Here is a 25,007-nt window from a genome sequence, read left to right as displayed (position 1 = left end):
GGCTCACCTCCTGGGGAGCAGCACATTACGGTGCCATTCGAAGAACGTCGGTAGTACGGAACGCAGGACGCGGAAAGCTGATATTCCACCGCGCACCGTGCCGATCCGGACGAGTTCATGTTCTGGAGCGTCCACGACCACCCGGACGGCCGCAACCGGGCGCTCGCCCGCGCGGACGGCGCTCAGCAGCGTCGCGGCGGACTCCATGTCGACCGCGATCGCGCCGGTGGCCCGCAGATCGGACCGTTCCGGCCCGCGTACGACATGGTCGGAGCCGGTGAGCGGGCCGGTGTGGACGGTGCGGCCGGGCAGGGCCCGGGTCAGTTCCTTGACGAGTGATGCGGTGCCCGCGCAGATCACGGTCCCGCGCGGGTCGCGGGTCTCCTCGGCGACGACCAGATCACCGGGGTGCATACCGGGGGCGAGTCCGGCGCAGAAGCCGGTGGCGAGCACGGCGGCCCCGGCGAGGGCCGGATCGGCGAGGACCCGGCCCACGGAGCGTTCGGCGGCCCGGGGCCCCATGCCGGTGCGCACGACGGTGACCGGTCCGCTCGCGCCGCCGCGCTCGCCCAGGCGCAGGGCGAGGCGCTCGATGCCGAGCGCGCAGGCGATCAGCAGCGGCGCGGCGCCGGGCTGGCGGCCCATCAGCCCTCCCCGGCCCCGGCGAGCGAGCCCTTTCCGGCCTGGGCGCGGGGGCTCTCCCCCACGCGGGCCGAGGGGCCCTTCGCGGCCCCCGCGGGCCGGTTCTTCCCGGGCACGTCGAAGGGGTCGCCGTGGACATAGCGGCCGAGGGCGGTGAGCGGGAAGACCTGCCGGTAGAGGTGGTAGTTGATGGAGAAGTCCCAGGGGAAGCCGGTGCCGGTGAAGTACGGCTCGTCCCAGGAGCCGTCCTCCCGCTGGGTCTCGGCGAGCCAGCGCACCCCCCGCTCGACGGCCTTGGAGTCCCGCCCGCCGGCCGCGAGCAGCGCCATCAGCGCCCACGCGGTCTGCGAGGCGGTCGAGGCGCCGCTCCCGCTCCAGCTCTTGGTGTCGGAGTAGGAGCGCAGGTCCTCGCCCCAGCCGCCGTCCTCGTTCTGCACGGCCTCCAGCCAGCCCACGGCCCGGCGGATCGCCGGGTGCGAGCGGGGGATGCCGGCGGCGGTGAGGGCGGGCACCACCGAGCCGGTGCCGTAGATGTAGTTGACGCCCCAGCGCCCGAACCACGAGCCGTCCGGCTCCTGTTCGGCGAGCAGCCAGGCGATGCCGCGCCGGGTGCGCGGATCGTCGGCCAGCCCCTCGACGGCGAGCATCTCCACGACATGGGCGGTGACGTCCGCCGAGGGCGGGTCGATGACCTCGCCGAAGTCGCAGAAGGGCAGCTTGTTGGGGAACGGGCTGGTGTTGTCGGCGTCGAAGGCGCCCCAGGCCCCGTCCTTGGACTGCATGCCGAGCTGCCAGCGCACCCCGCGCGCGACCGCCCGCTCCAGCCGCTCCTTGTCGGGGTGACGGACCCGGCGCAGCGCGAGGACGACCTCGGCGCTGTCGTCGATGTCGGGGTAGTTGTCGTTGTGGAACTCGAACGCCCAGCCGCCGGGCGGCAGTCCGGGCCGGCGCACCGACCAGTCGCCGGGCCGCACGACCTGTTCGCTGATCATCCAGTCGGCGGCCTTGACCAGTTGCGGATGGTCGGCGGGGACGCCCGCGTCGGCGAGCGCGATGGTGGCCAGGCAGGTGTCCCAGACCGGGGACTGGCACGCCTCGATCATCCGGGCGCCGTCCTCGCGCCACACCGCGTAGCGGTCCAGGGACTCCAGTCCGGCCCGCATCACCGGGTGTTCGAGGTCGTAGCCGAGCAGATGCAGGGCCATGATCGAGTACACGGCGGGTGGCTGGATGCCGCCCCAGCAGCCGTCGTTCTCCTGCCGCTCGATGATCCAGCGGGCGGCGGTGTTCATGGCCGCCTTGCGCAGGGCGCGCGGGGCGACCTTGTGGTAGACGTGCAGCGCCTTGTCGAGCCGCTGGAAGAGGCCGTCCCAGCTGGCGGCCGGGGCCAGCGGCCTGACCGGGTTGGGCCGGGCGGGGTCGGTGTGCAGTTCGTCGAGCGGGAAGGGCGCCGGGCGCACCGGCCGCTTGGCGGCGACGATGGTGAGCGGCACGATCGTCTGCCGGGCCCAGCAGCCGAAGTCGTAGATGTTGAGCGGCACCCACTTCGGGAAGTAGATGATCTCCGGCGGGAGTTCGGGCAGGTCCTCCCATTTCCACCAGCCGAACAGGGCGAGCCAGACCCGGGTGAAGACCCGGGCGCCTGCCATGCCGCCCTGGGTGCGGATCCAGGCCGCCGCCCGCGCCATGTGCGGGGCATCGGGCGCGTCCCCGGCCAGCCTGAGGGCGATGTACGCCTCGATGGTGGTGGACAGTTCGCCGGGTCCGCCGAGGAAGGTGGCCCAGGTGCCGTCCTCGCGCTGCTCGCCGCGGATGAACAGGGCGGCGGCGCGGGTGGTGGACTCGTCGCGGATGCCGAGGAACTGACGCAGCAGCAGATCCTCGGCGTCCATCGTGACATTGGTTTCCAGGTCGCCCTTCCACCAGCCCTGGGCGTCCTGTTGGGAGAGCAGGAAATCCGTGGCGCGCGACGTCGCGCGCCGTGCGGCATCTTGGACCCCGGCCGCGACGGGGGTGGTGCTTTCGCTGGCCGCGGCAGCGCGGGGCGGCAGGGCCCCGGTGCTTCCGTCGGTCGTCGCTGTCATGGCTTCCCCTTCGTGCAGTGTGCAAGTGGTGCGTCTGCTGGGTCCGCCGTCGGCCGGTACGCTCGCTCTGCTCGCTGTACCGGCCGGCGACTACGCGAGGATGGTTCGACCGATAGTGATCATCTCTTTCGTACGACGACGAAGTCGGCGAGCGCCGTGAACCGTGCCCGCACCGCGTCGGGCATGTCGATGGCGTCGAGGGCTTCGATGGCGGTGACGTGCTGACGGCGGGCCTCTGCGGCGGTCCATTCCCGGCCGCCGGCCTCGTCGATGAGGGCGGCGCGGGCGGCGAACTCCGCCTCGGAGAAGTTCTCGAAGTCGCTGGCCTTGGCGTCCGCGGCGAGGATGTCGCCGAGCCGCTCGGAGGCGGGGCCGCCGGCGGCGAGCGCGGCGACGACGGGCAGGGACTTCTTGCGCTGGCGCAGATCGCTCCACGCCTGCTTGCCGGTGGCCTCCGGGTCGCCCCAGATGCCGAGGAGGTCGTCCACGGCCTGGAAGGCGAGGCCCAGGTGGTGGCCGTACTTCTCCAGGGTGTCGGCGGTGCGGTCGTCCGCGCCGCCGAGCACGGCGCCGATGGAGCTGGCACAGGCCAGCAGGGCGCCGGTCTTGTTGCCCTCCATCTCCAGACACTCCTCGACGCTGACCCGGTCGCGGTGCTCGTAGGAGATGTCCTGGGCCTGCCCGTCGATCAGGGCGCGGGTGGCGGTGGTCAGCCGGCGGGTGGCGCGGCCGGCCTCGACGGTGCCCAGTTGCAGCAGTACGTCGTTGGCCAGCGCGAACAGGGCGTCGCCGACCAGGATCGCCTGGGCGGGGCCGTGCACCTTCCACACGGTGTCGCGGTGGCGGCGCTGTTCGTCACCGTCCATCAGATCGTCGTGCAGCAGGGAGAAGTTGTGCACGAGTTCGACGGCGACGGCGCCGGGCACGCCGGTCTCGGGCGGGGCGCCGGTGACTTCGGCGGAGAGCACGGCGAGGGCGGGGCGCACCGCCTTGCCGCCGTCGCCGTCGGCGGGCCGGCCCTGGGCGTCGATCCAGCCGAAGTGGTAGGCGGCGACGGTGTCCATGGGCGGGGCCAGGCCGTCCACGGCCGCCCGCAGTACCGGCGTGGCCAGGGTCCGGCCGCGCTCCAGCAGCGCGGTCACGTCCACCGCGGGCCGTCCAGCGGCCTTCGGGGCCGGGGGCACAGTGGGCACAGTCTCTCCTTTTGTCGCGGTGCCGGCGGTGCCAGCGATGCCGGCGATGCCAGTGGTACCGGCGGGGCCGGCAGTACCGGCGGTACGGGGGCCTGCCGTGCGCGGGGCGGGGCTCATGCGGCCTCCTCGATGTCGAAGAGGCGGGCGGGGCGAGGCCGGCCCAGGGCGCGCAGCGCGGCGTCGGCCGCAGAAATGCCGCTGCGGACCGCGCCCTCCATGGTCGCGGGCCACCCCGTGGCGGTCCACGCTCCGGCCAGGTACAGACCGGGGGTTCCGGTGCGGGCGCCGGGCCGCAGCCGGGCGACGCCGGGGGCGGGAGCGAAGGTGGCGGTGCGCTCACGGGTCACGAAGAAGTCCCGCACCCCGGCGCCGCGGGTCAGCGGCAGCAGCCGGGCCAGCTCGGGCAGATAGCGCTCACGCAGCTCGGCCACCGGCAGGTCGATCTCGTCCTGCGCGGCGGACTGGGACAGCGCGAGGTACTGGCCCTCCTTCAGACCGGAGGCGTCGGTGCGGTCGAACACCCACTGCACGGGGCTGCCGAGAGCAGCGAGGAACGGGGCGTCGAGCACCTTGCGGTCGTAGACCACATGGACGTTGAGGATGGGCGCGGTGCCGATCTCCAGGAGCCGGTCGGGGGCGTCGAGCGCGCCGTCGGGCAGCAGGTCGCGCGTCTCGCGCTGCGGCACGGCGAGGACGACCGCGTCGGCCTCGACGCGCTCGCCGGGAACCTCGACGCTCCACCGGCCGTTGGCGTGTCGGGAGACGGAGGTGACCCGTGCACGGACCTCGGTACGCACGCCCGCGGAGTCGAGCGCCTTGCGGGCCAGCCGGTCGTGCAGCTCCCCCAGGGGCACATGCGCCCAGCCGATGTCGGCGGCGCCCGGGGCGGACAGCAGACCGGTCTTGAACACCATCGCGGCGAGCGCCAGTGAGGCGTCGCCCGCGACCGCGTTGAGGGTGGCGACCCCGACCAGGTCCCACAGGGCCTCGATGGCACGCGCCGACTGGCCGTGCGCGGCCAGCCAGCTGCCGAAGTCCTGCCGGTCCAGGGCCGGATCGCTGAGGTCGAGCCCCTTCAGCGCGAGTGCGGCGCGGCCCACCCTGGCCCGCTCGGCGAGCGAGAGATGCGGGTACGTGGCGAGCGTGCGCCCCAGATGCAGGGGGGCCGGAAGCGCGTCGCGCCGGAGTCTGCCCAGCCGCCGTCCCTCGGGGCGGCCGGCGTCGACGACGGGTACGTCGAGGCGGTCCTGGAGCGGGGCGAGCGCCGTGCCGTCGATCCGGTCGAGGAACCACCGGTAGGCGGTGCAGCAGCGCATGTACACGTGCTGGCCGTTGTCGACGGTCAGTTCGCCGCGCTGGAAGGAGAAGGCGAGGCCGCCGAGGCGTGGCCTGCTTTCGAGGAGAGTGACGCGTACGCCCGCGTCCGCGAGGGCGAGGGCCGCGGTGACGCCCGCGAGGCCGCCGCCGACGACCACCGCGTGGCGGGCGGGCCGAGTGGTGCCGTCAGGCATGACGCGCCCTCCCCGGGAGGTGGTGACGGGTGTTCCATGGCCGGTCGCGCGGTTCCGCGCGCCCCTTCGGGACGTGGCCGGGCCGTCTCTGACATCGTGCGGGTTGTTCAGTCAGGGACGCGGGACGTGGCCGCGGGGTTGCCCCGGGTTTGTCTCCCTCGGTGCTCTGTCCCAGGTCGTCCATCAAGCGCGCCTCCTGACGGTCCTCCGGGTGACATTGCGGGTGTCGAGCCCGGACAGTCCGCGGACGGCGACATACGCCTTCTCGCGTCCGGGCAGCGAGACCCGGCCGCGCAGCACGGCCCCGGGGTCGCGTTCGATGCGGTCGAGGAGTCTGCGGTAGATGCCGGCCATGGCGGCGACACAGGCGCCGCTGCGCCGGTCGAGCATGGGCAGCAGCCGGTAGCCCTCGGCGAAGAGGGCACGGGCGCGGCGTACTTCGAAGTGCACGAGTCCGGCGAAGTCGGCGCCCTCCGGCGGGACCGCCCCGGCGAACCCGGCCGAGCAGCCGAACTTGGCGAGGTCGTCGGCCGGCAGATAGGTGCGCCCGCCCTCGGCGTCCTCGCGCACATCGCGCAGGATGTTGGTGAGCTGGAGGGCGAGGCCGAGGGTGTCGGCGTACTCGGGGGCCCGCTCGGCGCCGCGCGCGCCGCGCTCCGTGCCGAACACGCCGAGCGAGATACGGCCGATGGCGCCCGCGACACAGCGGCAGTAGCCCTTGAGGTCGTCCCAGGTCTCGTAGGTCTCGCCGCGTACGTCCATCTGGACGCCGTCGATCAGTTCGTCCAGGCCGTCGAGCGGGATGGGGAAGGCGGCGGCGGCGTGGGTGAGGGCGACGGCGACGGGGTCGGTGTCGTCCTCGTCGACACCGCCGTCGCGGACCCGGGCGAGCAGGGCCCGGGTCTCGCCCAGCCGGTCCGCCTTGACGCCGTCCGCCAGCTCGCCGTCGCCGATGTCGTCGACCCGGCGGGAGAACGCGTACAGCGCCGACATCGCCCGCCGTTTGGGCGTGGGCAGCAGCCGGATGCCGTAGGCGAAGTTCCTGGCCTGCTGGCCGGTGACGGTCTCGCAGTAGCTGTAGGCGGCGAGTACCGGTGCGGACACGGGCGGTGTCAGCTCCACGGTCCGGATCACCCCTCTCCTCGCAGAGTGACGCCCACCTGGCGCAGCAGCCGGAGCTTGCCGGGCTTGGGCGGGCCGGGAAGTACGTCGTATTCGGCGGCGGTGATCGCGTCGATCGCCGCCCTTCCCCCCGCCACGAACCCCGCGAGCAGCAGCCTGAGCCTGCCGTGGACGCTACCCACCAGGGGGGCGCCTTCATTCAGCAGATCCCGGGCGCGTTGCGCTTCGTAGGCGACCAGGGCGCGCACCGAAGCGCTCGCGGTGTTCGCGGCGAGATCGGATTCCTGGACGTGGAAACGTTTCATGTCCTCGGCGGGCAGATAGATCCGGTCGCGGCCGAGGTCCTCGGCGACGTCCTGGAGGTGTTCGACGATCTGGAGCGCGGTGCAGATGGCGTCGGAGCGGCGGATCCGCTCGGGGGTCGAGGTGCCGGTGACGCCGAGGACGAGACGGCCCACGGGGTTGGCGGACAGCTCGCAGTAGGCGAGCAGGTCGTCGTAGGTCTCGTAGCGGCTGATCAGCTGGTCCTGCCGGTTGGCGGCGATCAGTGCGAGGAACGGCTCGGGGGTGAGGGCACGGCGGTGGACGGTGGGCGCGAGGCGGCGCAGCAGGGGGTGGCGCGGGGCGTCGTCGAAGACCCGGCGCAGGTCGGTCTCGAAGGCGTCGAGGAGGTGGAGCCGGTCACCGGCCCGGCCGGGTGCCACGCCGAGCAGCGCGGCGTCGAGGCCGCCGGGGGCGAGGTCGCCGTCGCCGATGTCGTCCACCAGGCGGGCGAAGCCGTAGACGGCCATCAGGTCTTGGCGCCAGTCGCGGGGCAGGAAGAAGGGGGCCACGGGGAAGTTCTCGTCCGCTGCCTTGTCGAGCGTGGCGCGCTGCGGGTCCCTGGTGCGCGTCGCGTCCGCTGCCGTCATCGTTTGCTGCCCGGTGCGGGGACGGCACATGCTGCGAAGAGCTGGGGAGTTTCCGTAGCCATTGCCGTCACATCTCCCGTTCTACACTGCCTACCCAATACACACTATTTCGGACACGCCGCCCGGCGCCCGTCGCGGCGGCACCGAGGGCGGGCGCGCGCATTATCGCCCTACTTGCCGCGATTGGGCACCTGTACAGCTTACGTTGTACAACGCATCGCGCACCGTGGGGGTGTCCCGCGCATCACAACAACACACCGATTGGCTCCAAGATTCCTAAGCCGGGCCACAGTTGACGTTTCCTTTGCAGACGCGGGGCCCCGCCGGAACAGTTCCGGCGGGGCCCAGGGCCTGGGACGGGCTATCTGCCCGTGAATTTCTCGTACTCCTTGAGGACCTCTTCGGTGGGTCCGTCCATCCGGAGTTCGCCCCGCTCCAGCCACAGCACACGGTTACAGGTGTCGCGGATCGACTTGTTGTTGTGACTGACCAGGAAAACGGTGCCCGCTTCTTTGCGCAGTTCCCGGATGCGGTCCTCGGAACGCTTCTGGAACTTGCGGTCCCCGGTGGCCAGGGCCTCGTCGATCATCAGGACGTCATGGTCCTTGGCGGCGGCGATGGAGAAACGGAGCCTGGCGGCCATGCCGGAGGAATATGTCCGCATGGGGAGGGTGATGAAATCGCCCTTCTCGTTGATACCGGAGAAGTCGACGATGCCCTCGTAGCGCTCTCTGATCTGTTCCCGGGACATGCCCATCGCCAGCCCGCCCAGGATGACATTGCGCTCGCCCGTCAGATCGTTCATCAGGGCCGCGTTGACGCCGAGCAGCGAGGGCTGGCCGTCGGTGTAGACCTTGCCCGACTCGGCCGGGAGCAGTCCGGCGATGGCGCGCAGCAGGGTGGACTTGCCGGAGCCGTTGGAGCCGATCAGGCCGACGGCCTCGCCCCGGTAGGAGGTGAAGGACACCCCGCGCACGGCGTGCACCTTGCGCACCCCGCGCGGTTCGCCGCCGCGCTTGAGTATCCGGCTGAGCGCCGCGGTGGCGCTGCCCTTGCCGGTCTTGGCACCGTTGACCCGGTAGACGATGTGCAGATCGTCGGCGATGACGGTGGGGATCTGCGCCCCGTGCGGTTGCTCAGCCACGGCCGTACTTCTCCTCCGCCTTCCAGAAGTACACGAAGCCGCCGACCGCGAACAGCAGCGCCCAGCCGCAGGCGATCGCCCAGACGTGGTCGGGCAGGTTCTGCGGGCCGTAGTCGTCGATCAGCGCGAAGCGGATCAGGTCCATGTACACGGCGGCCGGGTTCCACTGGAGGATGTTCGCGATCCAGGACGGCTTGTTGGCCAGCATGATCGGGATGGAGTACATCACTCCGGACGCGTACATCCACGTACGCATCACGAACGGCATCAGCTGGGCCAGGTCCGGGGTGGCCGAGCCGGCCCGCGCCATGATCAGGGCGAGGCCGGTGTTGAACATGAACTGAAGGGCCAGCGCGGGCAGGATCAGCAGCCAGGACATGTCCGGGTAGCTGCCGAAGGCGACGGTCACCGCGAACAGCACGATCATGGAGAACAGCAGCTGCTGGAGCTGCTGGAGGGCGAACGAGATCGGCAGCGAGGCCCGTGGGAAGTGCAGCGCCCGCACCAGGCCGAGATTCCCGGAGATCGCCCGCACGCCCGCCATCACCGAACTCTGTGTGAAGGTGAACACGAACACGCCGGTGACCAGGAACGGGATGTACACCTCCTGGCTCATGCCGCGGTCGGCCTGGAGGATCACACCGAAGATGAAGAAATAGACCGCCGCGTTCAGCAGCGGGGTGACCACCTGCCACAGCTGGCCGAGCTTGGCCTGGCTGTACTGGGCGGTGAGCTTGGCCCGGGAGAACGCCAGGATGAAGTGGCGGCGGTCCCAGAGCCGGCGGACGTACTCGACGAGGGAGGGCCGGGCCCCGCTGACGGTCAGACCGTACTTCGCGGCGAGCCGGTCCGCGGACAGCGACTCGTCGGGCGACACGGGCGCGCTCACCGCGACCGTGGCGTCATGCGTTGTCTCACTCACAAGGGGAAACTTTCGTCTTCGATGTGCGCGGCCCCGGGCGGGCCCGGCACAGGGCGGCGGCCCGCCGGGCCATCGCCCCGGGCACCCGTCGGGGACGAGCTTGTCAGATCACCGGAGGCCGGCCCAGTCGGGTCAGCCGCCACACGGTACGCCACTTCATGGGGCGCCGCGGACCGCACGAAGTGGTCCAGCCCTCGCGGAAGCCGCCGAACCAGGCGCGCAGCGCCGAGCGCGAGGGACGGCGGGCCAGCGTGAGCAGCAGCCAGACGCCGAGATAGACGGGGATTAGGGGCGCGGGCAGATTGCGGCGGGCCAGCCAGACCCGATTGCGGGCGACCATGCGGTGGTAGACCGCGTGCCGGGAGGGGGCCGTCGTCGGATGGTGGAGCACCATGTCGGAGCGGTAGTCGATCATCCAGCCGGCGTCCAGGGCCCGCCAGGCCAGGTCGGTCTCCTCATGGGCGTAGAAGAACTCGTCGGGCAGCGCGCCGACCTCGGCGAGGACCTGGGTGCGCACCGCGTTGGCGCCGCCGAGGAAGGTGGTGACCCGGGAGGAGCGCATCGGGTCGGCGGCCCGCAGCCGGGGGACGTGGCGGCGCTGGGTCTGCCCGGTGTCGGGGTCGGCTATGCGGAAGCTGATGATGCCGAGCCGCGGGTCGGTGGTGAAGGCGGTACGGCACAGTTCGGCGGTGTCGTACTGGGCGAGCAGCCCGTCGTCGTCCAGGAAGAGCAGGATGTCGACGTCCCGCCCGCTCGGCCCGAACGCCTCGATGCCGACATTGCGGCCCCCGGGTATGCCGAGGTTCTCGGGCAGCTCGATCGTGCGCACGCCGGGCGGCAGCTCCGGGACGGGCGAGCCGTTGCCGACCACGACCACCTCGACGGGGGCGCCGTCCTGCTTGGCTATGGAGTCCAGCAGGGCGCGCAGCTCGTCGGGGCGGTTGCCCATGGTGATGACGACGGCGCCGACCTTGGGGGCGTCCGGGACCTGGGAAGGCGTGCCGGGCCGCTCCTGGCCCCTCGGCGCGTTCACCGGAGCCTGCTCGACGCGAGGACGGACACCAGGTGCAGCAGGGTCTGGAGCACGGCGATCCCGGCGAGTACGGCGGTGCCCAGGCGGGTGAAGAAGAGGTCGCCGCGGGAGGCGTCCAGGATCGCCAGGAGCAGGATCAGCAGGGTCGCCTCGATGCCCAGGATCAGCCGGTGGAACTTGAGGGCGGCGGCGGCCCTGCGCGCGAGTGCCATGCCGGCGGAGCGGGGCTCGGCGGCGGCCTCCTGGACCGGCGGCAGCCCGCCCTGGTGCCGGGCGACCCCGACCAGGTCGGTCTCCGCCTTGATCAGGATGGCACCGAGGGCGGCGAGGGTGCCGAGGAACGCCCACAGCCAGTCGATCCGGCCGCTGCCCCACACATCGGCGGCGCGCAGCCCGAGCCCGACCAGGACGGCCGCGTCGGTGAGGTAGGCGCCGACCCGGTCCAGATAGACCCCGCCCAGGGAGTACTGCTTCTTCCAGCGGGCGATCTCGCCGTCCACGCAGTCCAGCAGCAGATACAGCTGGACCATGAGCACGCCGAGCAGGGCGCCGGTGATGCCCGGCACCAGCAGGGCGGGGAGCGCGAGCACACCGCACAGGGTCATCAGGTACGTGAGCTGGTTGGGCGTGACCCTGGTGTTCACCAGGTAGCGGTCGACGCGCAGCGACACCTCACGCATGTAGAGGCGTCCCGCCCAGTGCTCACCGCTGCGCCGGTCCTTGACCCCGGCGGGGTGCACGACCGGCCTGAGTTCAGCTACCGATGGCCTTGACATAGTCGGCGTAGATGTCCTTGATCTGGTGGGTGTTCAGGTCGAGGTGCTCAAGAATCGTGTAGCGGCCGGGCCGGGTCTGCGGCGCGTACTCCACGACCCGGACGAACTCCTCCTCGGTGAAGCCGATCTCCTGGGGCAGCACCGGCAGTCCGTGCCGGCGCAGCACTCCGGCCAGGTGGGCGGACTCCTCGTGGGCGCCGCGCAGATACATCGCGAAGGCCGCGCCGAGACCGCACTGCTCGCCGTGGGCGGCAGCCCGCCTCGGGTGGAGCAGGTCGAAGGCGTGGTTGATCTCGTGGCAGGCGCCGGAGGAGGGCCGGGAGTCGCCGGAGACGGACATGGCGATGCCGCTGAGCACCAGCGCCTCGGCCAGCACCTGGAGGAAGTCGTGGTCGCCGATGCCGCCCGGGTGGCGCAGTACGGCCTCACCGGCCTGGCGGGCCATGGCGGCGGCGAGGCCGTCGATCTTCTCGCCCTTGACCCGGTGGGCCAGTTCCCAGTCGCGGATCGCGGAGATGTTGGAGACGGCGTCGCCGATCCCGGCGCGGACGAAGCGGGCCGGTGCCTCGCGGATGACGTCGAGGTCGATGACGACGGCGATCGGGTTGGGCACCCCGTAGGAGCCGCGCCCGGCGTCGTTGTCGAGGGTGGCGACCGGCGAGCACAGTCCGTCGTGGGCGAGATTGGTCGGTACGGCGACCAGGGGCAGCCCGACCCGGGCCGCGGCGAACTTGGCGCAGTCTATGATCTTGCCGCCGCCGAGGCCGACGAGTGCGTCGAAGTGCCCGGCCTTGATGTCACCGGCCAGCCGCACGGCGTCGTCCAGGGTGCCGCCGCCGACCTCGAACCAGGTGGCGCCGGGCAGCGAGGGCGCGATGCGCTCACGCAGCCGGGCGCCGGAGCCGCCGCTGACGGCTATGGCGAGCTTGCCGGAGTGCGATATGCGCTCGTCGGCGAGGACGGACGCCAGGTCGTCCAGGGCACCCGGGCGGATGTCGACGACGACCGGCGAGGGGATCAGCCTGGTCAGTACCGGCACGCGATCTCCCGTCCCCGGGCGAGGTCGTCGTGGTTGTCGATCTCGACCCAGTCGATGTCGCCGATGGGCGCCACGTCGATCCGGAAGCCGCGGTCGACCAGGTCCTGGTAGCCGTGCTCGTAGAACTGCTGCGGGTCCGACTCCCAGACCCGGCGCAGCGCGTCGCCGAGGTCGGGGGCCGCGTCGCCCTCGATGAGGGTCACGCCTATGTACTCGCCGGTGGCCTCGGCCGGGTCCATCAGCTTGGTTATCCTCCGCACGCCCCCCTCGGGGTCCACGACGACCTTCATCTCCTCGTCGGCGAGGGACTTCACGGTGTCCAGGGCGAGGATGATCCGCTTGTCGCCGCCGCGCGCGGCGAGCAGGGTCCGCTCGACGGAGACCGGGTGGACGGTGTCGCCGTTGGCGAGGATCACGCCGTCCTTGAGGGCGTCACGGCCGCACCACAGGGAGTAGGCGTTGTTCCACTCCTCGGCCTTGTCGTTGTCGATGAGGCTGAGCCTCAGGCCGTACGTCTTCTCCAGCGCGGCCCTGCGCGCGTAGACGGCCTCTTTGCGGTAGCCGACGATGACGGCGGCCTCGGTGAGGCCGATCTCGGCGAAGTTGGCGAGGGTCAGGTCCAGCACGGTCGGCTCGCCCTCGATGCCCTCGGGCCCCACCGGCACCAGTGCCTTGGGCAGGGTGTCGGTGTAGGGGCGCAGACGCCGGCCGGCGCCTGCCGCCAGCACGAGGCCGATCATGCGGGTTCTCCTTCGTCGTGTACGGCGGGTGCCCCGGCCCGGTGGGAGGCCACCCAGAAGCGGACGCTCTCGGCGACCACCACGAACGCCACCACCACGGCCAGGGCCGTGAGCGCGACGGCGAACCACTCGCCGCTGAGCAGCGCGGCGAGCAGGGTGACGAGCAGGACGCGTCCTTCTTGCCCCCCGGCGGTCCGCACCAGCCAGGCCGGTGGCGCCCCGGCGTTCCCGCGGATGCGGTAGACCGTGTCGTAGTGATGGTAGGCGACGGCCGCCACCAGCCCGAAAGCCGCCGGAAGTGCTCCGTTCACCTCCGCGTTCACCTCCGCTTCGACCGCGAGGACGAGGACGGTGCCGTACTCGGCGGCGCGGAAGAGCGGCGGGACCAGCCAGTCCAGGGCGCCCTTGAGCGGCCGGTGCAGCGCCTGACCGGCGGTGATCGCGTAGACGAGGGCGCCCGCGACCGGCGCCCAGGTGACGCCGGAGAAGAGCGAGACGGCGAGGACGGCGGTGCCGGCCCCGGCGACCAGGAGGGGGGAGCCGAGCCGGACGCGGGTGATCCGGGCCACGCACTGGGCGAGCGGTCCGTTGTCGGCGAGGTCCGCGAGCGCCTGTGCCGCGCGGTCGGTGCGCCGCGCCTTGCGGGTGAGCGAGCGCAGCACCCGCCCGGCGGTGGTGTAGGCCGCGGCGAAGGCGCAGCCGATGAGCAGCGCGTAGAAGGTGATACGGGGGGTGGTGAACGCGGTGAGCAGGGCGATCATGGCCCAGCGCTCGCCGATCGGCAGCACGATCATCCGGCGTACCCATACCGTCCAGCCGACGCTGTCGAGCTTGTCCGACAGGGCGGCGGTGGGGCTGGTGTTGGCGGTGGCGTCGTGGTTGGCCTCGTTGAAGGAGAAGTCCACGACGTGCCGGCAGGTCTGGAGGACCATCGCGCCCAGGGCGAGGGCCCATACGTCGTCGCCGCCGCGGGCCGCGCCGAGGGCGAGTCCGGCGTAGTAGGCGTACTCCTTGGCCCGGTCGAAGGTGGCGTCGAGCCAGGCGCCGAGGGTGGAGTACTGGAGGGAGTAGCGGGCCAACTGGCCGTCGGTGCAGTCCAGCACGAAGGACGCGATCAGCAGCACGCCGGCCGCGGCGAAGCCGCCGCGGGTGCCGGTGGCCGCGCACGCGGCGGCGATCAGGGCGGTGAGCAGCGAGGCGGTGGTGACCTGGTTGGGGGTCAGCCCGCGCCGGGCGCACCAGCGGGCGAGATAGCGGGAGTAGGGGCTGACGCAGAAGGTGGTGAAGAAGCCGTCGCGGGCCTTGACGGCCGATTTCAGGCGTACGGCTTCGTCGTCGACGGCGGCCACCGACTGGCGGGCCTCGTGGCGGGCCTGGGGGTCGGCCGGGACCTCGGCGACCAGGGTGCCCAGCTCGGGGCGGTGCACGGTGGCGCCGTCGTCCGTGAGGGCGGTGAGCACCCGGTCCGGGAGGCTGTCGACCAGGACGGCGCCCTCGGCGGAGCGCTCGCGGGCCAGCGCGCGGGTCAGTTCCTGACGGCCGGACGCCTGGGCGGTGACGGCACCGGGCACGGCGGCGAGCGGGAAGCGCGGGTCGGTCAGGCCGAGCCGCAGCGCGTGCGGGTGGCCCACGAAGCGGGCGTCCACCAGCGCGACCCGGTCCGCGCACGGGATCTCGGCGAGCAGCGTCTCGGCGTCGGCCGTACCGGAGGCGATGCGCACCTCGAAGCCGAGCGACCGCAGATCGCCCTCGATGGACGATCCCGGGACCGGCTGGCCGGTGAGGATAGCGGTCGACAACCGAACTCACTCCCTGGGTGCCGACGCGTCCGCGCCGGTCATGTGCATGGTGGGGGCGCCCCTTGGCTGCACCAGCCGGGCGGCATCCGGCAGAGGCTATCGGATGATCGGAAGACCGCGTTCACCGCCCGTTCACGGTCCGGACGACGCGGTTTGCCCTGCCTGTGCTGGCGATCATCATGCGGGATACACGGGCCGCCGTACAAAATCACACCGCAGAGGGGGCATTCCCGGGCGTTGATCCTGAACCCACCGGTAACCGGAGTTTCGGGGCCCCGGGGCGCCTGTCTGCGGCTGTCGGGCGGTGACTGTGGGGCGGTGACTGTGGGGCGGGGTCCGGTCGCCGCGCCGGAGGCCCCGGGCCGCCTCGCCGTGACGGGTGCCGCCGGGTCGGCCGGCAGCGGCCCAGCTGTCCGTCCCCGGTGCCGCCCTGGACGGTGAGGGAAGCACCGCCGGTGCCGAGGTCGCCGCCGAGGGTGGTGCCCTCGGAAACGGAGTGCGGGAAGCCGCCAGGCAATTGGCCTAGGTCGTTGCGGCAGAGGACGGCCTGGCCGGGCCACGCGCCGGAGGACCGGACCGCCTCGCCGTGACGGGCGCGCCGCCGGGGTCGGGGGCACCGGGGTCCTGGAGGTGGCCGCCTGTCACGCCGGGACGAGGGCGGCCGTCACGGGAGGGCGCGGGCTCGGCCCGTCACGGGGGCGCTGGGTCGGCCGTCGCGAGGGCGCCCAGCTGGCCTCGGAGACGGAGTGCGGGAAGCCGCTAGGCAATTGGCCGAGGTCGCTGCGGCAGGGGACGGCCCGGCCGGGCCCCGCGTCGGAGGACCGGACCGGGGCCGCTTCGCCGTGACGGGTGCGGCCGGGGTCGTGGGCGTGGCCGTCCGTCACGCGTGGATGAGGCGCGGGGGCATGGGTGCGGTCGTGGCGTGAACGGGCTGGGCCGGACGGCCCGGCGTACAGGGTCCGTTGTGGTCGGATCGGCGCGGCGCGCTCCCGGCTCCAGGCCGCCCGGACGGTCACCCACATGGCCTGACCTGCGGTTCGTTTCCGCAGGTCAGGGCACATGACAACGGTGTTCACTGCCGCGTTGCCACATACCCCCCACCCGTAGTTCACTGTGGTCGCGGGCCGATCGCGGGCCGATCACACTGGAGGCGGTTCTTCATGGGCGCTGGGCACGATCACGGGCACTCGCACGGCCCGCCGGCGGGCAGCGGTACGGCGGCGTCGGCGTACCGGGGACGGCTGCGGATCGCGCTGGGGATCACGATCACCGTGATGGTGGTGGAGATCGTCGGCGGCATCCTCGCCGACTCGCTCGCGCTGATCGCGGACTCCGCGCACATGGCGACGGACGCGGTGGGGCTCGGGATGGCGCTGCTCGCGATCCACTTCGCGGGCCGGCCGCCCAGCGAGCGGCGCACCTTCGGGCTGGCCCGCGCCGAGATCCTCGCCGCGCTCGCCAACTGTCTGCTGCTGCTCGGCGTCGGCGGCTATGTGCTGTACGAGGCGGTCCAGCGGTTCATCACCCCGGCCGAGACCGCGGGCGGGATGACCATCGTGTTCGGTGTGATCGGCCTGGTCGCCAACATGATCTCGCTGTCGCTGCTGGTGCGCGGCCAGAAGGAGAGCCTGAACGTGCGCGGCGCCTTCCTGGAGGTCGCCGCCGACGCGCTGGGCTCGCTGGCGGTGATCGTCTCGGCGCTGCTGATCCTCACCACCGGCTGGCAGGCGGCCGACCCGGTCGCCTCGCTGGTGATCGGCCTGATGATCGTGCCGCGCACGCTCAAGCTGCTGCGCGAGACGCTGGACGTACTGCTGGAGTCGGCCCCGAAGAGCGTCGACATGGCGCAGGTGCGCTCGCACATACTGGCGCTGGAGGGCGTCGAGGACGTGCACGATCTGCACGCCTGGACCATCACCTCGGGCATGCCGGTGCTCTCCGCCCATGTGGTGGTCCGCACGGAGGTGCTGAACGCGATCGGCAACGAGAAGATGCTGCACGAGTTGCAGGGTTGCCTGGGGGACCACTTCGACGTGGAGCACTGCACCTTCCAGCTGGAGCCGAGCGGGCACGCGGAGCATGAGCCGGGGTTGTGCCACTGACACCGGGGCTGGGGCACGGGCAGGGGCCGGAGTCGGGGCGGCGGGGGCGTATCCGCCGGGGTGCACCACCCGTGCCGTCGTTCGCGCCCCTGTCCCCGGCGGTTCCCCTCCCGGTCCGCCGGGCACGATGGCCTACGGGCCCGTGGAGGGCGTCCGTGCCGGGCGGGGGACATGCCGGGACTGCCCGGGAAGTGCCGGGCGCCGCCCGATTCGTACGGCAGACTGGGGCGAGGACCGAGGCGAAGGATGGGTATGCCGATCACACCTGCCACCGCGACGCACAGTTCGTCGGACGGCACCGCGGAATCGATCATGCTGGAACTGGTCGACGAGAGCGGTGTGACCATCGGCACCGCGGAGAAACTCGCCGCCCACCAGCCACCCGGACAGCTGCACCGGGCGTTCTCGGTGTTCCTGTTCGACGAGCACGGACGGCTGCTCCTCCAGCAGCGGGCGCTCGGCAAGTATCACTCTCCCGGTGTCTGGTCGAACACCTGCTGCGGTCACCCCTACCCCGGTGAGGCGCCGTTCGCGGCGGCGGCCCGGCGTACGTACGAGGAGCTGGGGGTCTCGCCGTCGCTGATGGCCGAGGCGGGCACGGTCCGCTACCACCACCCGGACCCGGCGTCCGGTCTGGTGGAGCAGGAGTACAACCACCTCTTCGTCGGCATGGTGCAGGCGCCGCTGCGGCCGGATCCGGAGGAGGTCGGCGACACCGCGTTCGTGACACCGGAGGAACTGGCCGAGCGGCATGAGAAGGACACCTTCTCGTCCTGGTTCATGACCGTGCTGGACGCCGCCCGCCCCGCGGTCAGAGAGCTGACCGGCCCGGCGGCAGGCTGGTAGGACCGCCGGGCCGGCGGGGCGCGGCGCGAGGCGTCAGAGCGCGCCCGCGGGCCTCAGCGGCAGGGCGGCCCAGATCACCTTGCCGCCGCTCGCGGTGTGCTCGACGTCGCACACCCCGCCCGCCTCCCGGGCGATCTCGGTCACCAGCAGCAGCCCCCGCCCGCCCGTCCGGCCGTGATCGGCCTCCAGGGCGGTCGGGCGGTAGGGGTGGTTGTCCTCCACGGACACCCGCACCCACTCCGCGCCCACCGCCACCTCGACGGCGAGCACCGGCGACAGCAGTGCCGCGTGCCGGACCGCGTTCGTGACCAGCTCCGAGACGATCAGCAGCAGGCCGTGGGCCAGGTCCTCGGCGACCGGTACCCCCTGACGCAGCAGCAGGTCCCGCACCGCGTGCCGGGCCTGCGGGACCGAGGCGTCCACGGCGGGGGCGGTGAACCTCCAGACCCCTTCGTACGGCAGTGGCCGCGGGACGCCGGCCTCACGGGGTCTTTCCACGCCGCCGGCCACGCGCGGACCGGCCCCGGGCCCATGGTCGTCCATTGTCCGGTCGCCACCCTTGCGCTCGATTGTCACCACACGACGAGTGTTGAGAACCCGCCGCCCCGGCCCACCGAGCTGAACTGAAGTCAGCGATTATCGAACACTTCTGATCGTTGGCGTATGACGCGGTCGGCTCAGGGACTGCTCCTGACACCTGGTGCCAATTTCGCGAACTATTCGGGTTGTACGGGTTTGACCCCGCCGTCGCCCGATTCATCCCCGGCGAGCCCCCTCGGGCACCCTCGCGGTGGTCCGCCGGCCGCCGAAACCGGAGGCGATCAGGCCGAGCCCGTCGAAGAGCAGCGCGAGCGAGAGGAAGGCGCCGATCACATACCGGCTGCCGCTCGGCCAGGACGCCAGCACCAGGGCGCCGAGCAGCAGGTCGACGGCGCCCAGCAGCAGCGTCCAGCCGAACTGCGGGCCGCGCACGACGAGGCTGCCGACCAGCCGGTACAGCCCGGCCGTGAGGAAGAGCAGCGCGGCGAACAGGGTGAGCGCGTCGGCGGCGGCGTCCGGACTGCGCAGGATCACCACCCCGGCGGCCAGGTTCAGGGCGGCGACGATCACGCCGAGCCAGAAGAAGCCGGTGCCGCGCGCCTGCACGGAGTGCAGCAGGCCGACCGCCCCGCCGAACAGCAGCAGCCAGCCGAACAGCAGCATCGAGGTGACGGTGGCGAAGGCGGTGTAGCAGAGACCGGCCAGCCCGGCGGCGACCAGCAGCACCCCCAGCGCACCGAGCCACCCGAAGCCGCGGTGCGGCCTCGCCGCCTCGGCCTTCGCGGATCCGGCCATCGGACCTCCGTGGATCGGGCACCGCCCCGGAACCCGGCCGCCGGCCCATCGGCACCGTGTCGCCCGGCCCCTCCCCGAGCGTACGTTCGGCGGGCACGGATAGCATCCGGCGCATGGAGCCGCAGCTGCTGCACACCGTCGGCGACTCGGTCGCCACCGTCGTCATCCACCACCCGGCCCGGCGCAACGCCATGACGGCGGCGATGTGGCGGGCGCTGCCGCCGCTGCTGGAGACGCTGACCGCCGACCCCGCCGTACGGGCGCTGGTGCTGACCGGGGAGGGCGGCACGTTCTGTGCCGGGGCCGACATCACCGGGCTGCTGGACGCGCCCGACGAGGCGCGGGAGCTGGCGGTGGCCGCCGAGGAGGCGCTCGCGGCGTTCCCGAAGCCGACGCTGGCGGCGATCCGGGGGCACTGTGTGGGTGGCGGGGCGCAGCTGGCGGCGGCCTGCGATCTGCGGTTCGCACGGGAGGGGGCACTGTTCGGGGTGACGCCCGCGAAGCTGGGGATCGTCTACCGGGCCTCGTCCACCCGGCGGCTGGTGGCGCTGGTGGGGCCGGCGACCGCCAAGTACCTGCTGTTCTCGGGTGAGTTGATCGACGCGGACCGGGCGCTGCGGACGGGGCTGGTGGACGAGGTGCTGCCGGAGGGCGAACTCGGCAAGCGGGTCGCCGAGTTCACCCGGATCCTGGCCTCGCGCTCACTGCTGACGCAGGCGGCGGCGAAGGAGTTCGCGAACGGCCGCACGGACCGCGACGCGCACTGGGAGGAGCAGGCGCGCGGCAGCGGGGACCTCGCCGAGGGGGTGACGGCGTTCCTGGAGCGCCGCGCGGCGCGCTTCGACTGGACGGTGCCTACGTCAGAAGGAACCGGCTCTGGGAGCTGAGCTCCGCCACGATGTGCGCGGGCGCCTTGTGCGGTGACCCGGCGTCGTAGGGCGGCTGCGGGTCGTACTCCGTGACGAGCTGAATGGTCTGCGCGAAGTCGTCGCCCGCGATCCGGCCGAGCAGGGTCAGGCCCATGTCGATGCCGGCGGAGACCCCGGCCGCGGTGACGTACTTGCCGTCGAGGACGACCCGCTCGCCGGTCGGTTCGACGCCGTAGCGGGTCAGGTGTTCCAGGGCCAGCCAGTGGGAGGTGGCCCGGCGGCCGGTCAGCAGGCCCGCGGCGGCCAGCAGCAGGGAGCCGGTGCACACCGAGGTGGTCCAGGTGCTGGTGGCGTCGGCGGTGCGCAGCCAGTCGAGCAGTACGGCGTTGTCCATCTGCGCGCTCTGCCCCGGACCGCCGGGCACCACCAGCAGATCCGGCGCGGGCACCTCCCCGAGCCCACGGTCGGCGACCAGCGCGAGCGCCCCGGTGTCGGAACGCACCGGACCGGGCCGCTCGGCAACGAACACCAGTTCGGCCCCGGGGAGCCGGCCGAGGGTCTCATAGGGACCGATGGCATCGAGGGCGGTGAAACGGTCGAAGAGGAGGACGGCGATCTGCATGGGGGGCCTTTCGGGGTTCGGGCGGGGGGTGAGTGGGCGGGGGCCGGGGAGGAACGCCGGGTGGGATCGGGGGCGGGGGCTATGAGCCGAGGGGTGAGCCGGGGGGCTGTGGGCGAACGCCGGGCGGGCGGAGTCAGTGGGCCGGGTCAGCGGGTGGGCGTCGGGTGGGATCGACGGGTGGGATGAGCTGGGCGGCGGGTATCGGCGGGTATCGGCGGCGGGATCGGCGAGCCAGGTCAGCGGGCGGGCGCCCGGCGGAAGGGGCGGGCAGGGGCAGCGGGCGGAAGGGCGGGCGGCGGCGGGCAGAGTCAATGGGCGGACGTCGGGTGGGGTCGACTGACCGAATCAGCCGGCCGAGCGATCGGGCGGGCGCCCGGTGAGATCAGCGGGCAGGGTCATCGGGCGGCGGCAGCGGGCACGGCGGTCAGCGAGCGCCGGGCGGGAACGGCGGCAGGGGTATCGGGCAGGCATCGGGCGAGGTCAGTGGGCAGGCGCCCGGCGGAAGGGGCGGGCAGGGGCAGCGGGTAGGCGCCCGGCCGAAGCCATGGGCGGGATCGGTGGGCGGAGGGCGGGCGGGGTTATCCGGTGGGGGATGGGTGGAAGCGGCGGCGGTATTCCGTCGGGGCCGTGCCCAGGGTCTTGAGGAAGGCCCGGCGCATGGCCTCGGGGGTGCCGTAGCCGCTGGCGCGGGAGATCTCCTCGATGCCGTCGGCGGAGTCCTCCAGCAGGCGGCGGGCGTGTTCGAGGCGGACCTGGTCGACGTAGCGGCCGGGGGTCATGCCGGTCTCGGCGCGGAAGGCGCGGGCGAAGTGGCGCGGGGAGAGCCGAGCGCGGGCGGCGAGCGTCTCCACGCCCAGGTCCCGCGCCGGGTGCTCGGTGATCCACTGCTGCACCTCGCGCAGCGGCCGGCGGCTGGCGGTCTGGGTGGCGAGCTGGACGCTGAACTGGGCCTGGTTGCCCGGCCTGCGCAGGAAGACCACGAGATGGCGGGCCACGGTAAGTGCCGCGTCACGGCCCAGGTCCTCCTCGACCAGCGCGAGCGCCAGATCGATCCCGGAGGTGACCCCGGCCGACGTGGAGAGCTGTCCGTCCCGGATGAAGATGGGGTCGGCGTCGACCCGGACCGCCGGATGGTCCCGGGCCAGCTCGGCGGCGTAGGCCCAGTGCGTGGTGACCCGGCGGCCGTCCAGCAGGCCCGCCTCGGCCAGCAGGACCGCGCCCGTGCACACGGAGACCAGCCGCCCCGCGCGCGTGCCGTGCTCCGCCAGCCACGCCACGACCCTCGGGTCGGAGGTGCGTGCGCCCTCGCCGCCGGGCACCACGAGCGTGTGCGGCGGCGGAGCCTCGGCGAGCGAGGTGTCCGGTACGAGGGTCAGGCCGCTGGAGCTGCGCACGGCCCCGCCGTCGACGGACGCCGTACGGACGCGGTACGACCCCGGCGTGTGCTTGTCGGCCCCCGAGAACACCTCCAAGGGGCCGGTGACATCGAGGCTCTGCACGCCGTCGAAGAGAACGACCAGAACGGTTCGCTGCGCCATGCGAACGATTCTTCGCGAGCCGGGGGACGTCCGCAATGACGGGCTCCCCACCTTTTCTGCCATCGGCCGCACACCGGTGGCCCGGCGCGGGCGGCACGCCGGGTCCGGCGGGGCCTGCCTCGCCGGATGCCGCCCTGATCCCCGGTTGTCGGTGCCACCTGCCACAATTGCGGCGCAACCCGAAGTGAGAAGGCGGTACGGCATCGTGACGACACCCGGATCTCTGGCAGTGGGGTCCATCGAAGGCAGGATCGCCGAGGAGATCGGCGTACGGGAGCGGCAGGTCAAGGCCGCCGTGGAACTGCTCGACGGCGGTTCGACGGTGCCCTTCATCGCCCGCTACCGCAAGGAAGCGACCGAGATGCTCGACGACGCGCAGCTGCGCACGGTCGAGGAGCGGCTGCGCTATCTGCGGGAGCTGGAGGAGCGGCGGACGGCGATCCTGGAGTCGGTGCGCGAGCAGGGCAAGCTCACCGAGGAGTTGGCGGCGCGGATCCGGGGCGCCGAGACGAAGGCGCGGCTGGAGGACATCTATCTGCCGTTCAAGCCCAAGCGGCGGACGAAGGCGCAGATCGCGCGCGAGGCGGGGCTCGAACCGCTGGCCGACGGCCTGCTGGGCGACCCGACCGTGGAACCACTGGCCGCGGCGGCCGCATTCGTGGACGCCGACAAGGGCGTCGCCGATCCCCAGGCCGCCCTGGACGGCGCCCGCGCGATTCTCACCGAGCGGTTCGCGGAGGACGCGGATCTGATCGGTGAGCTGCGTGAGCGGATGTGGGTGCGCGGGCGGCTGGCCGCGAAGGTGCGCGAGGGCAAGGAGGAGGCGGGCGCGAAGTTCGCCGACTACTTCGACTTCGCCGAGCCGTTCAAGGATCTGCCCTCGCACCGGGTCCTCGCCATGCTGCGCGGCGAGAAGGAGGAGGTCCTCGACCTCGTCCTGGAGCCGGAGGAGGCGACGGAGGGCCCGTCGTCGTACGAGGGCACGATCGCGCACCGGTTCTCGATCGCCGACCGCGGCCGTCCCGGCGACAAGTGGCTGACGGACACGGTCCGCTGGGCGTGGCGCACGCGCGTGCTGGTGCACCTCGGCCTCGATCTGCGGCTGCGGCTGCGCACGTCCGCCGAGGACGACGCGGTCGGGGTGTTCGCGGCGAACCTGCGCGACCTGCTGCTCGCCGCCCCGGCCGGTACGCGCGCGACGCTGGGCCTGGACCCCGGGTTCCGTACGGGGGTGAAGGTGGCGGTCGTGGACGCGACCGGCAAGGTCGTCGCGACGGATGTCATCCACCCGCATGTCCCGGCCAACCGCTGGGACGAGGCGATCGCGAAGCTGGCCCGGCTGGCGAGCGAGCACGCGGTCGAGCTGGTCGCGATCGGCAACGGCACGGCGTCCCGCGAGACCGACAAACTCGCCGGTGAACTCATCACCAGGCACCCGGAGCTGAAGCTCACCAAGGTGATGGTCTCCGAGGCGGGCGCGTCGGTGTACTCGGCGTCCGCGTTCGCCTCGCAGGAGCTGCCGGACATGGATGTGTCGCTGCGCGGCGCGGTGTCCATCGCCCGCCGCCTCCAGGACCCGCTGGCCGAGCTGGTGAAGATCGACCCGAAGTCGATCGGCGTGGGGCAGTACCAGCACGACCTGTCCGAGCTGAAGCTGTCCCGCTCGCTGGACGCGGTGGTCGAGGACTGTGTGAACGGCGTCGGGGTGGACGTCAACACGGCCTCCGCGCGGCTGCTGTCCCGGGTCTCCGGCATCACCTCCGGCCTCGCGGAGAACATCGTGGCGCACCGCGATTCCAACGGCCCGTTCACCTCCCGCTCCCAGCTGAAGAAGGTGGCCCGGCTGGGCCCGAAGGCGTACGAGCAGTGCGCGGGCTTCCTGCGGATCCGCGGCGGCGAGGACCCGCTGGACTCCTCCAGCGTGCACCCCGAGGCGTACCCGGTGGTCCGGCGGATGGTGAAGAGCGCCGGTCAGGAGGTGGCGGCGCTGATCGGCAACACGTCGGTGCTGCGTTCACTGAAGCCCGGTGACTTCGTGGACGAGACGTTCGGTCTGCCGACCGTCTCCGACATCCTCAGGGAGCTGGAGAAGCCGGGCCGTGACCCGCGTCCGGCGTTCAGGACGGCCACCTTCAAGGAGGGCGTCGAGAAGCTCTCGGACCTGGTGTCCGGGATGGTCCTGGAGGGCGTGGTGACGAACGTGGCCGCGTTCGGCGCCTTCGTGGACGTCGGTGTCCATCAGGACGGTCTGGTGCATGTCTCGGCGATGTCGAAGACGTTCGTGAAGGACCCGCGCGATGTCGTCAAGCCCGGCGACATCGTGAAGGTGAAGGTCCTGGACATCGACATCCCGCGCAAGCGGATCTCCCTGACCCTGCGCCTGGACGACGAGGCGGCGCCGCAGGAGCGGGGCGCGGCCGGTGACGGCCGTCCGCAGCGGGGCGGCGGACGCCCGCCGCAGCAGCGGCAGGGCGGCCGGAGCGGCGACCGGGCCGGCGAGCGGGGCGACCGGGGCGGCTCGCGCCAGGCCACGCCGCCCGCGAACAGCGCGATGGCGGACGCACTGCGGCGAGCGGGTCTGCTGAACCCGAAGGACGGCAAACGCCGCTGAGCCGATGATCGGGCCTGCGGCCCGGGGCCCTCGGCTGGGGGCCGGGCCGCCTTCCCGTGGGGGGCGGGGCATGGCCTTGCCTGGGCGGGGGTGGGCTTGTATGGGCGGGGCGCGGCCTCGCACGGGCGGCGGGGGCGACCTCGTAGAGGCAGGGAGCGGAGACGGCGG

The 25,007-nt window shown here is 72.6% G+C and carries 21 protein-coding genes; 4 read left to right on the top strand and 17 right to left on the bottom strand.

The annotated features are described in order from the left end of the window. Positions 1–3: 3 nt before the first annotated feature. The 13 genes from ACFRFC_RS07330 to ACFRFC_RS07270 form a co-directional block, all read right to left on the bottom strand. Positions 4–645, bottom strand: a complete 642-nt coding sequence (locus ACFRFC_RS07330; protein WP_382686603.1) for a 1-hydroxy-2-methyl-2-butenyl 4-diphosphate reductase — start codon at positions 643–645, stop codon at positions 4–6. Continuing rightward, positions 645–2,726: a squalene--hopene cyclase gene (shc, locus tag ACFRFC_RS07325; RefSeq protein WP_382686606.1), complete on the bottom strand. Its 2,082-nt coding sequence runs from the start codon at positions 2,724–2,726 to the stop codon at positions 645–647. Before shc ends, ACFRFC_RS07330 begins: the two co-directional genes overlap by 1 nt. Before the next feature lie 119 nt (positions 2,727–2,845). Beyond that, positions 2,846–3,919, bottom strand: coding sequence for a polyprenyl synthetase family protein (locus ACFRFC_RS07320; RefSeq protein ID WP_382686609.1), 1,074 nt, complete (start codon positions 3,917–3,919; stop codon positions 2,846–2,848). Positions 3,920–4,032: 113 nt separating this feature from the next. Beyond that, the gene (gene hpnE, locus ACFRFC_RS07315) at positions 4,033–5,430 is read right to left on the bottom strand and encodes a hydroxysqualene dehydroxylase HpnE (RefSeq protein ID WP_382686611.1); all 1,398 of its coding nucleotides are present in this window, start codon (positions 5,428–5,430) and stop codon (positions 4,033–4,035) included. Between the two features lie 183 nt (positions 5,431–5,613). Continuing rightward, positions 5,614–6,564: a presqualene diphosphate synthase HpnD gene (hpnD, locus tag ACFRFC_RS07310; protein ID WP_382686613.1), complete on the bottom strand. Its 951-nt coding sequence runs from the start codon at positions 6,562–6,564 to the stop codon at positions 5,614–5,616. Beyond that, on the bottom strand, positions 6,561–7,463 hold the full coding sequence (hpnC, locus tag ACFRFC_RS07305) for a squalene synthase HpnC (RefSeq protein WP_382686615.1): 903 nt from the start codon (positions 7,461–7,463) through the stop codon (positions 6,561–6,563). Before hpnC ends, hpnD begins: the two co-directional genes overlap by 4 nt. A 361-nt stretch (positions 7,464–7,824) precedes the next feature. Then, positions 7,825–8,607: an ABC transporter ATP-binding protein gene (locus ACFRFC_RS07300; protein WP_382686618.1), complete on the bottom strand. Its 783-nt coding sequence runs from the start codon at positions 8,605–8,607 to the stop codon at positions 7,825–7,827. After that, on the bottom strand, positions 8,600–9,529 hold the full coding sequence (locus ACFRFC_RS07295; protein WP_382686621.1) for an ABC transporter permease: 930 nt from the start codon (positions 9,527–9,529) through the stop codon (positions 8,600–8,602). Before ACFRFC_RS07295 ends, ACFRFC_RS07300 begins: the two co-directional genes overlap by 8 nt. A gap of 103 nt (positions 9,530–9,632) precedes the next feature. After that, positions 9,633–10,478, bottom strand: a complete 846-nt coding sequence (locus ACFRFC_RS07290; RefSeq protein ID WP_382686990.1) for a glycosyltransferase family 2 protein — start codon at positions 10,476–10,478, stop codon at positions 9,633–9,635. Positions 10,479–10,558: 80 nt separating this feature from the next. Further along, positions 10,559–11,338, bottom strand: coding sequence for a CDP-alcohol phosphatidyltransferase family protein (locus tag ACFRFC_RS07285; RefSeq protein ID WP_382686624.1), 780 nt, complete (start codon positions 11,336–11,338; stop codon positions 10,559–10,561). Beyond that, positions 11,316–12,377 carry an iron-containing alcohol dehydrogenase family protein gene (locus ACFRFC_RS07280; RefSeq protein ID WP_382686627.1) on the bottom strand — a complete coding sequence of 354 codons (1,062 nt, stop codon included), beginning with the start codon at positions 12,375–12,377 and terminating at the stop codon, positions 11,316–11,318. The genes ACFRFC_RS07285 and ACFRFC_RS07280 overlap by 23 nt, the downstream gene beginning before the upstream one ends. Next, complete coding sequence (locus ACFRFC_RS07275) at positions 12,365–13,117, bottom strand: sugar phosphate nucleotidyltransferase (protein ID WP_382686628.1); 753 nt, start codon at positions 13,115–13,117, stop codon at positions 12,365–12,367. The genes ACFRFC_RS07280 and ACFRFC_RS07275 overlap by 13 nt, the downstream gene beginning before the upstream one ends. Beyond that, positions 13,114–14,916 (bottom strand): DUF5941 domain-containing protein, encoded by a 1,803-nt coding sequence (locus ACFRFC_RS07270; protein WP_382686630.1) that lies wholly within the window; start codon positions 14,914–14,916, stop codon positions 13,114–13,116. Before ACFRFC_RS07270 ends, ACFRFC_RS07275 begins: the two co-directional genes overlap by 4 nt. A 1,160-nt stretch (positions 14,917–16,076) precedes the next feature. Here ACFRFC_RS07270 and ACFRFC_RS07265 point away from each other — a divergent pair. Continuing rightward, positions 16,077–17,018 carry a cation diffusion facilitator family transporter gene (locus tag ACFRFC_RS07265; protein WP_382686632.1) on the top strand — a complete coding sequence of 314 codons (942 nt, stop codon included), beginning with the start codon at positions 16,077–16,079 and terminating at the stop codon, positions 17,016–17,018. Between the two features lie 252 nt (positions 17,019–17,270). Next, positions 17,271–17,864, top strand: coding sequence for an isopentenyl-diphosphate Delta-isomerase (gene idi, locus ACFRFC_RS07260; RefSeq protein WP_382686634.1), 594 nt, complete (start codon positions 17,271–17,273; stop codon positions 17,862–17,864). 33 nt (positions 17,865–17,897) lie between these two features. Here the strand turns inward: idi and ACFRFC_RS07255 are convergent, their stop codons facing one another. After that, positions 17,898–18,407: an ATP-binding protein gene (locus ACFRFC_RS07255; RefSeq protein WP_382686993.1), complete on the bottom strand. Its 510-nt coding sequence runs from the start codon at positions 18,405–18,407 to the stop codon at positions 17,898–17,900. A 213-nt stretch (positions 18,408–18,620) separates the two neighbouring features. After that, positions 18,621–19,199, bottom strand: a complete 579-nt coding sequence (locus tag ACFRFC_RS07250; RefSeq protein ID WP_382686636.1) for an HdeD family acid-resistance protein — start codon at positions 19,197–19,199, stop codon at positions 18,621–18,623. 113 nt (positions 19,200–19,312) lie between these two features. Between ACFRFC_RS07250 and ACFRFC_RS07245 the strand changes: the two genes are divergently transcribed. Further along, complete coding sequence (locus ACFRFC_RS07245; RefSeq protein WP_382686639.1) at positions 19,313–20,086, top strand: enoyl-CoA hydratase/isomerase family protein; 774 nt, start codon at positions 19,313–19,315, stop codon at positions 20,084–20,086. Here ACFRFC_RS07245 and ACFRFC_RS07240 read toward each other — a convergent pair. After that, a complete protein-coding gene (locus ACFRFC_RS07240) occupies positions 20,055–20,690 on the bottom strand; it encodes a DJ-1/PfpI family protein (protein WP_382686641.1) in 636 nt (211 codons plus the stop codon). The genes ACFRFC_RS07245 and ACFRFC_RS07240 overlap by 32 nt on opposite strands. Before the next feature lie 578 nt (positions 20,691–21,268). Beyond that, positions 21,269–22,228 (bottom strand): GlxA family transcriptional regulator, encoded by a 960-nt coding sequence (locus ACFRFC_RS07235; protein ID WP_382686643.1) that lies wholly within the window; start codon positions 22,226–22,228, stop codon positions 21,269–21,271. A 205-nt stretch (positions 22,229–22,433) separates the two neighbouring features. Here ACFRFC_RS07235 and ACFRFC_RS07230 point away from each other — a divergent pair, with 205 nt between their 5' ends. Beyond that, positions 22,434–24,839 (top strand): Tex family protein, encoded by a 2,406-nt coding sequence (locus tag ACFRFC_RS07230; RefSeq protein ID WP_382686646.1) that lies wholly within the window; start codon positions 22,434–22,436, stop codon positions 24,837–24,839. The last annotated feature ends 168 nt before the right edge of the window (positions 24,840–25,007 follow it).

This window comes from Streptomyces sp. NPDC056734 (assembly GCF_042790455.1).
Lineage (GTDB): Bacteria > Actinomycetota > Actinomycetes > Streptomycetales > Streptomycetaceae > Streptomyces.
Note: the sequence above shows the minus strand (reverse complement) of the source record. Positions and strands in the feature narration are given on the sequence as shown.

Excerpts from the sequence above, each read along its gene's own strand:
- ACFRFC_RS07330 (WP_382686603.1), bottom strand. The coding sequence starts at position 645 with ATGGGCCGCCAGCCCGGCGCCGCGCCGCTGCTGATCGCCTGCGCGCTC.
- shc (WP_382686606.1), bottom strand. The coding sequence starts at position 2,726 with ATGACAGCGACGACCGACGGAAGCACCGGGGCCCTGCCGCCCCGCGCT.
- hpnE (WP_382686611.1), bottom strand. The coding sequence starts at position 5,430 with ATGCCTGACGGCACCACTCGGCCCGCCCGCCACGCGGTGGTCGTCGGC.
- hpnC (WP_382686615.1), bottom strand. The coding sequence starts at position 7,463 with ATGACGGCAGCGGACGCGACGCGCACCAGGGACCCGCAGCGCGCCACG.
- ACFRFC_RS07290 (WP_382686990.1), bottom strand. The coding sequence starts at position 10,478 with ATGGGCAACCGCCCCGACGAGCTGCGCGCCCTGCTGGACTCCATAGCC.
- ACFRFC_RS07285 (WP_382686624.1), bottom strand. The coding sequence starts at position 11,338 with ATGTCAAGGCCATCGGTAGCTGAACTCAGGCCGGTCGTGCACCCCGCC.
- ACFRFC_RS07275 (WP_382686628.1), bottom strand. The coding sequence starts at position 13,117 with ATGATCGGCCTCGTGCTGGCGGCAGGCGCCGGCCGGCGTCTGCGCCCC.
- ACFRFC_RS07265 (WP_382686632.1), top strand. The coding sequence starts at position 16,077 with ATGGGCGCTGGGCACGATCACGGGCACTCGCACGGCCCGCCGGCGGGC.
- idi (WP_382686634.1), top strand. The coding sequence starts at position 17,271 with ATGCCGATCACACCTGCCACCGCGACGCACAGTTCGTCGGACGGCACC.
- ACFRFC_RS07255 (WP_382686993.1), bottom strand. The coding sequence starts at position 18,407 with ATGGACGACCATGGGCCCGGGGCCGGTCCGCGCGTGGCCGGCGGCGTG.
- ACFRFC_RS07250 (WP_382686636.1), bottom strand. The coding sequence starts at position 19,199 with ATGGCCGGATCCGCGAAGGCCGAGGCGGCGAGGCCGCACCGCGGCTTC.
- ACFRFC_RS07245 (WP_382686639.1), top strand. The coding sequence starts at position 19,313 with ATGGAGCCGCAGCTGCTGCACACCGTCGGCGACTCGGTCGCCACCGTC.
- ACFRFC_RS07240 (WP_382686641.1), bottom strand. The coding sequence starts at position 20,690 with ATGCAGATCGCCGTCCTCCTCTTCGACCGTTTCACCGCCCTCGATGCC.
- ACFRFC_RS07235 (WP_382686643.1), bottom strand. The coding sequence starts at position 22,228 with ATGGCGCAGCGAACCGTTCTGGTCGTTCTCTTCGACGGCGTGCAGAGC.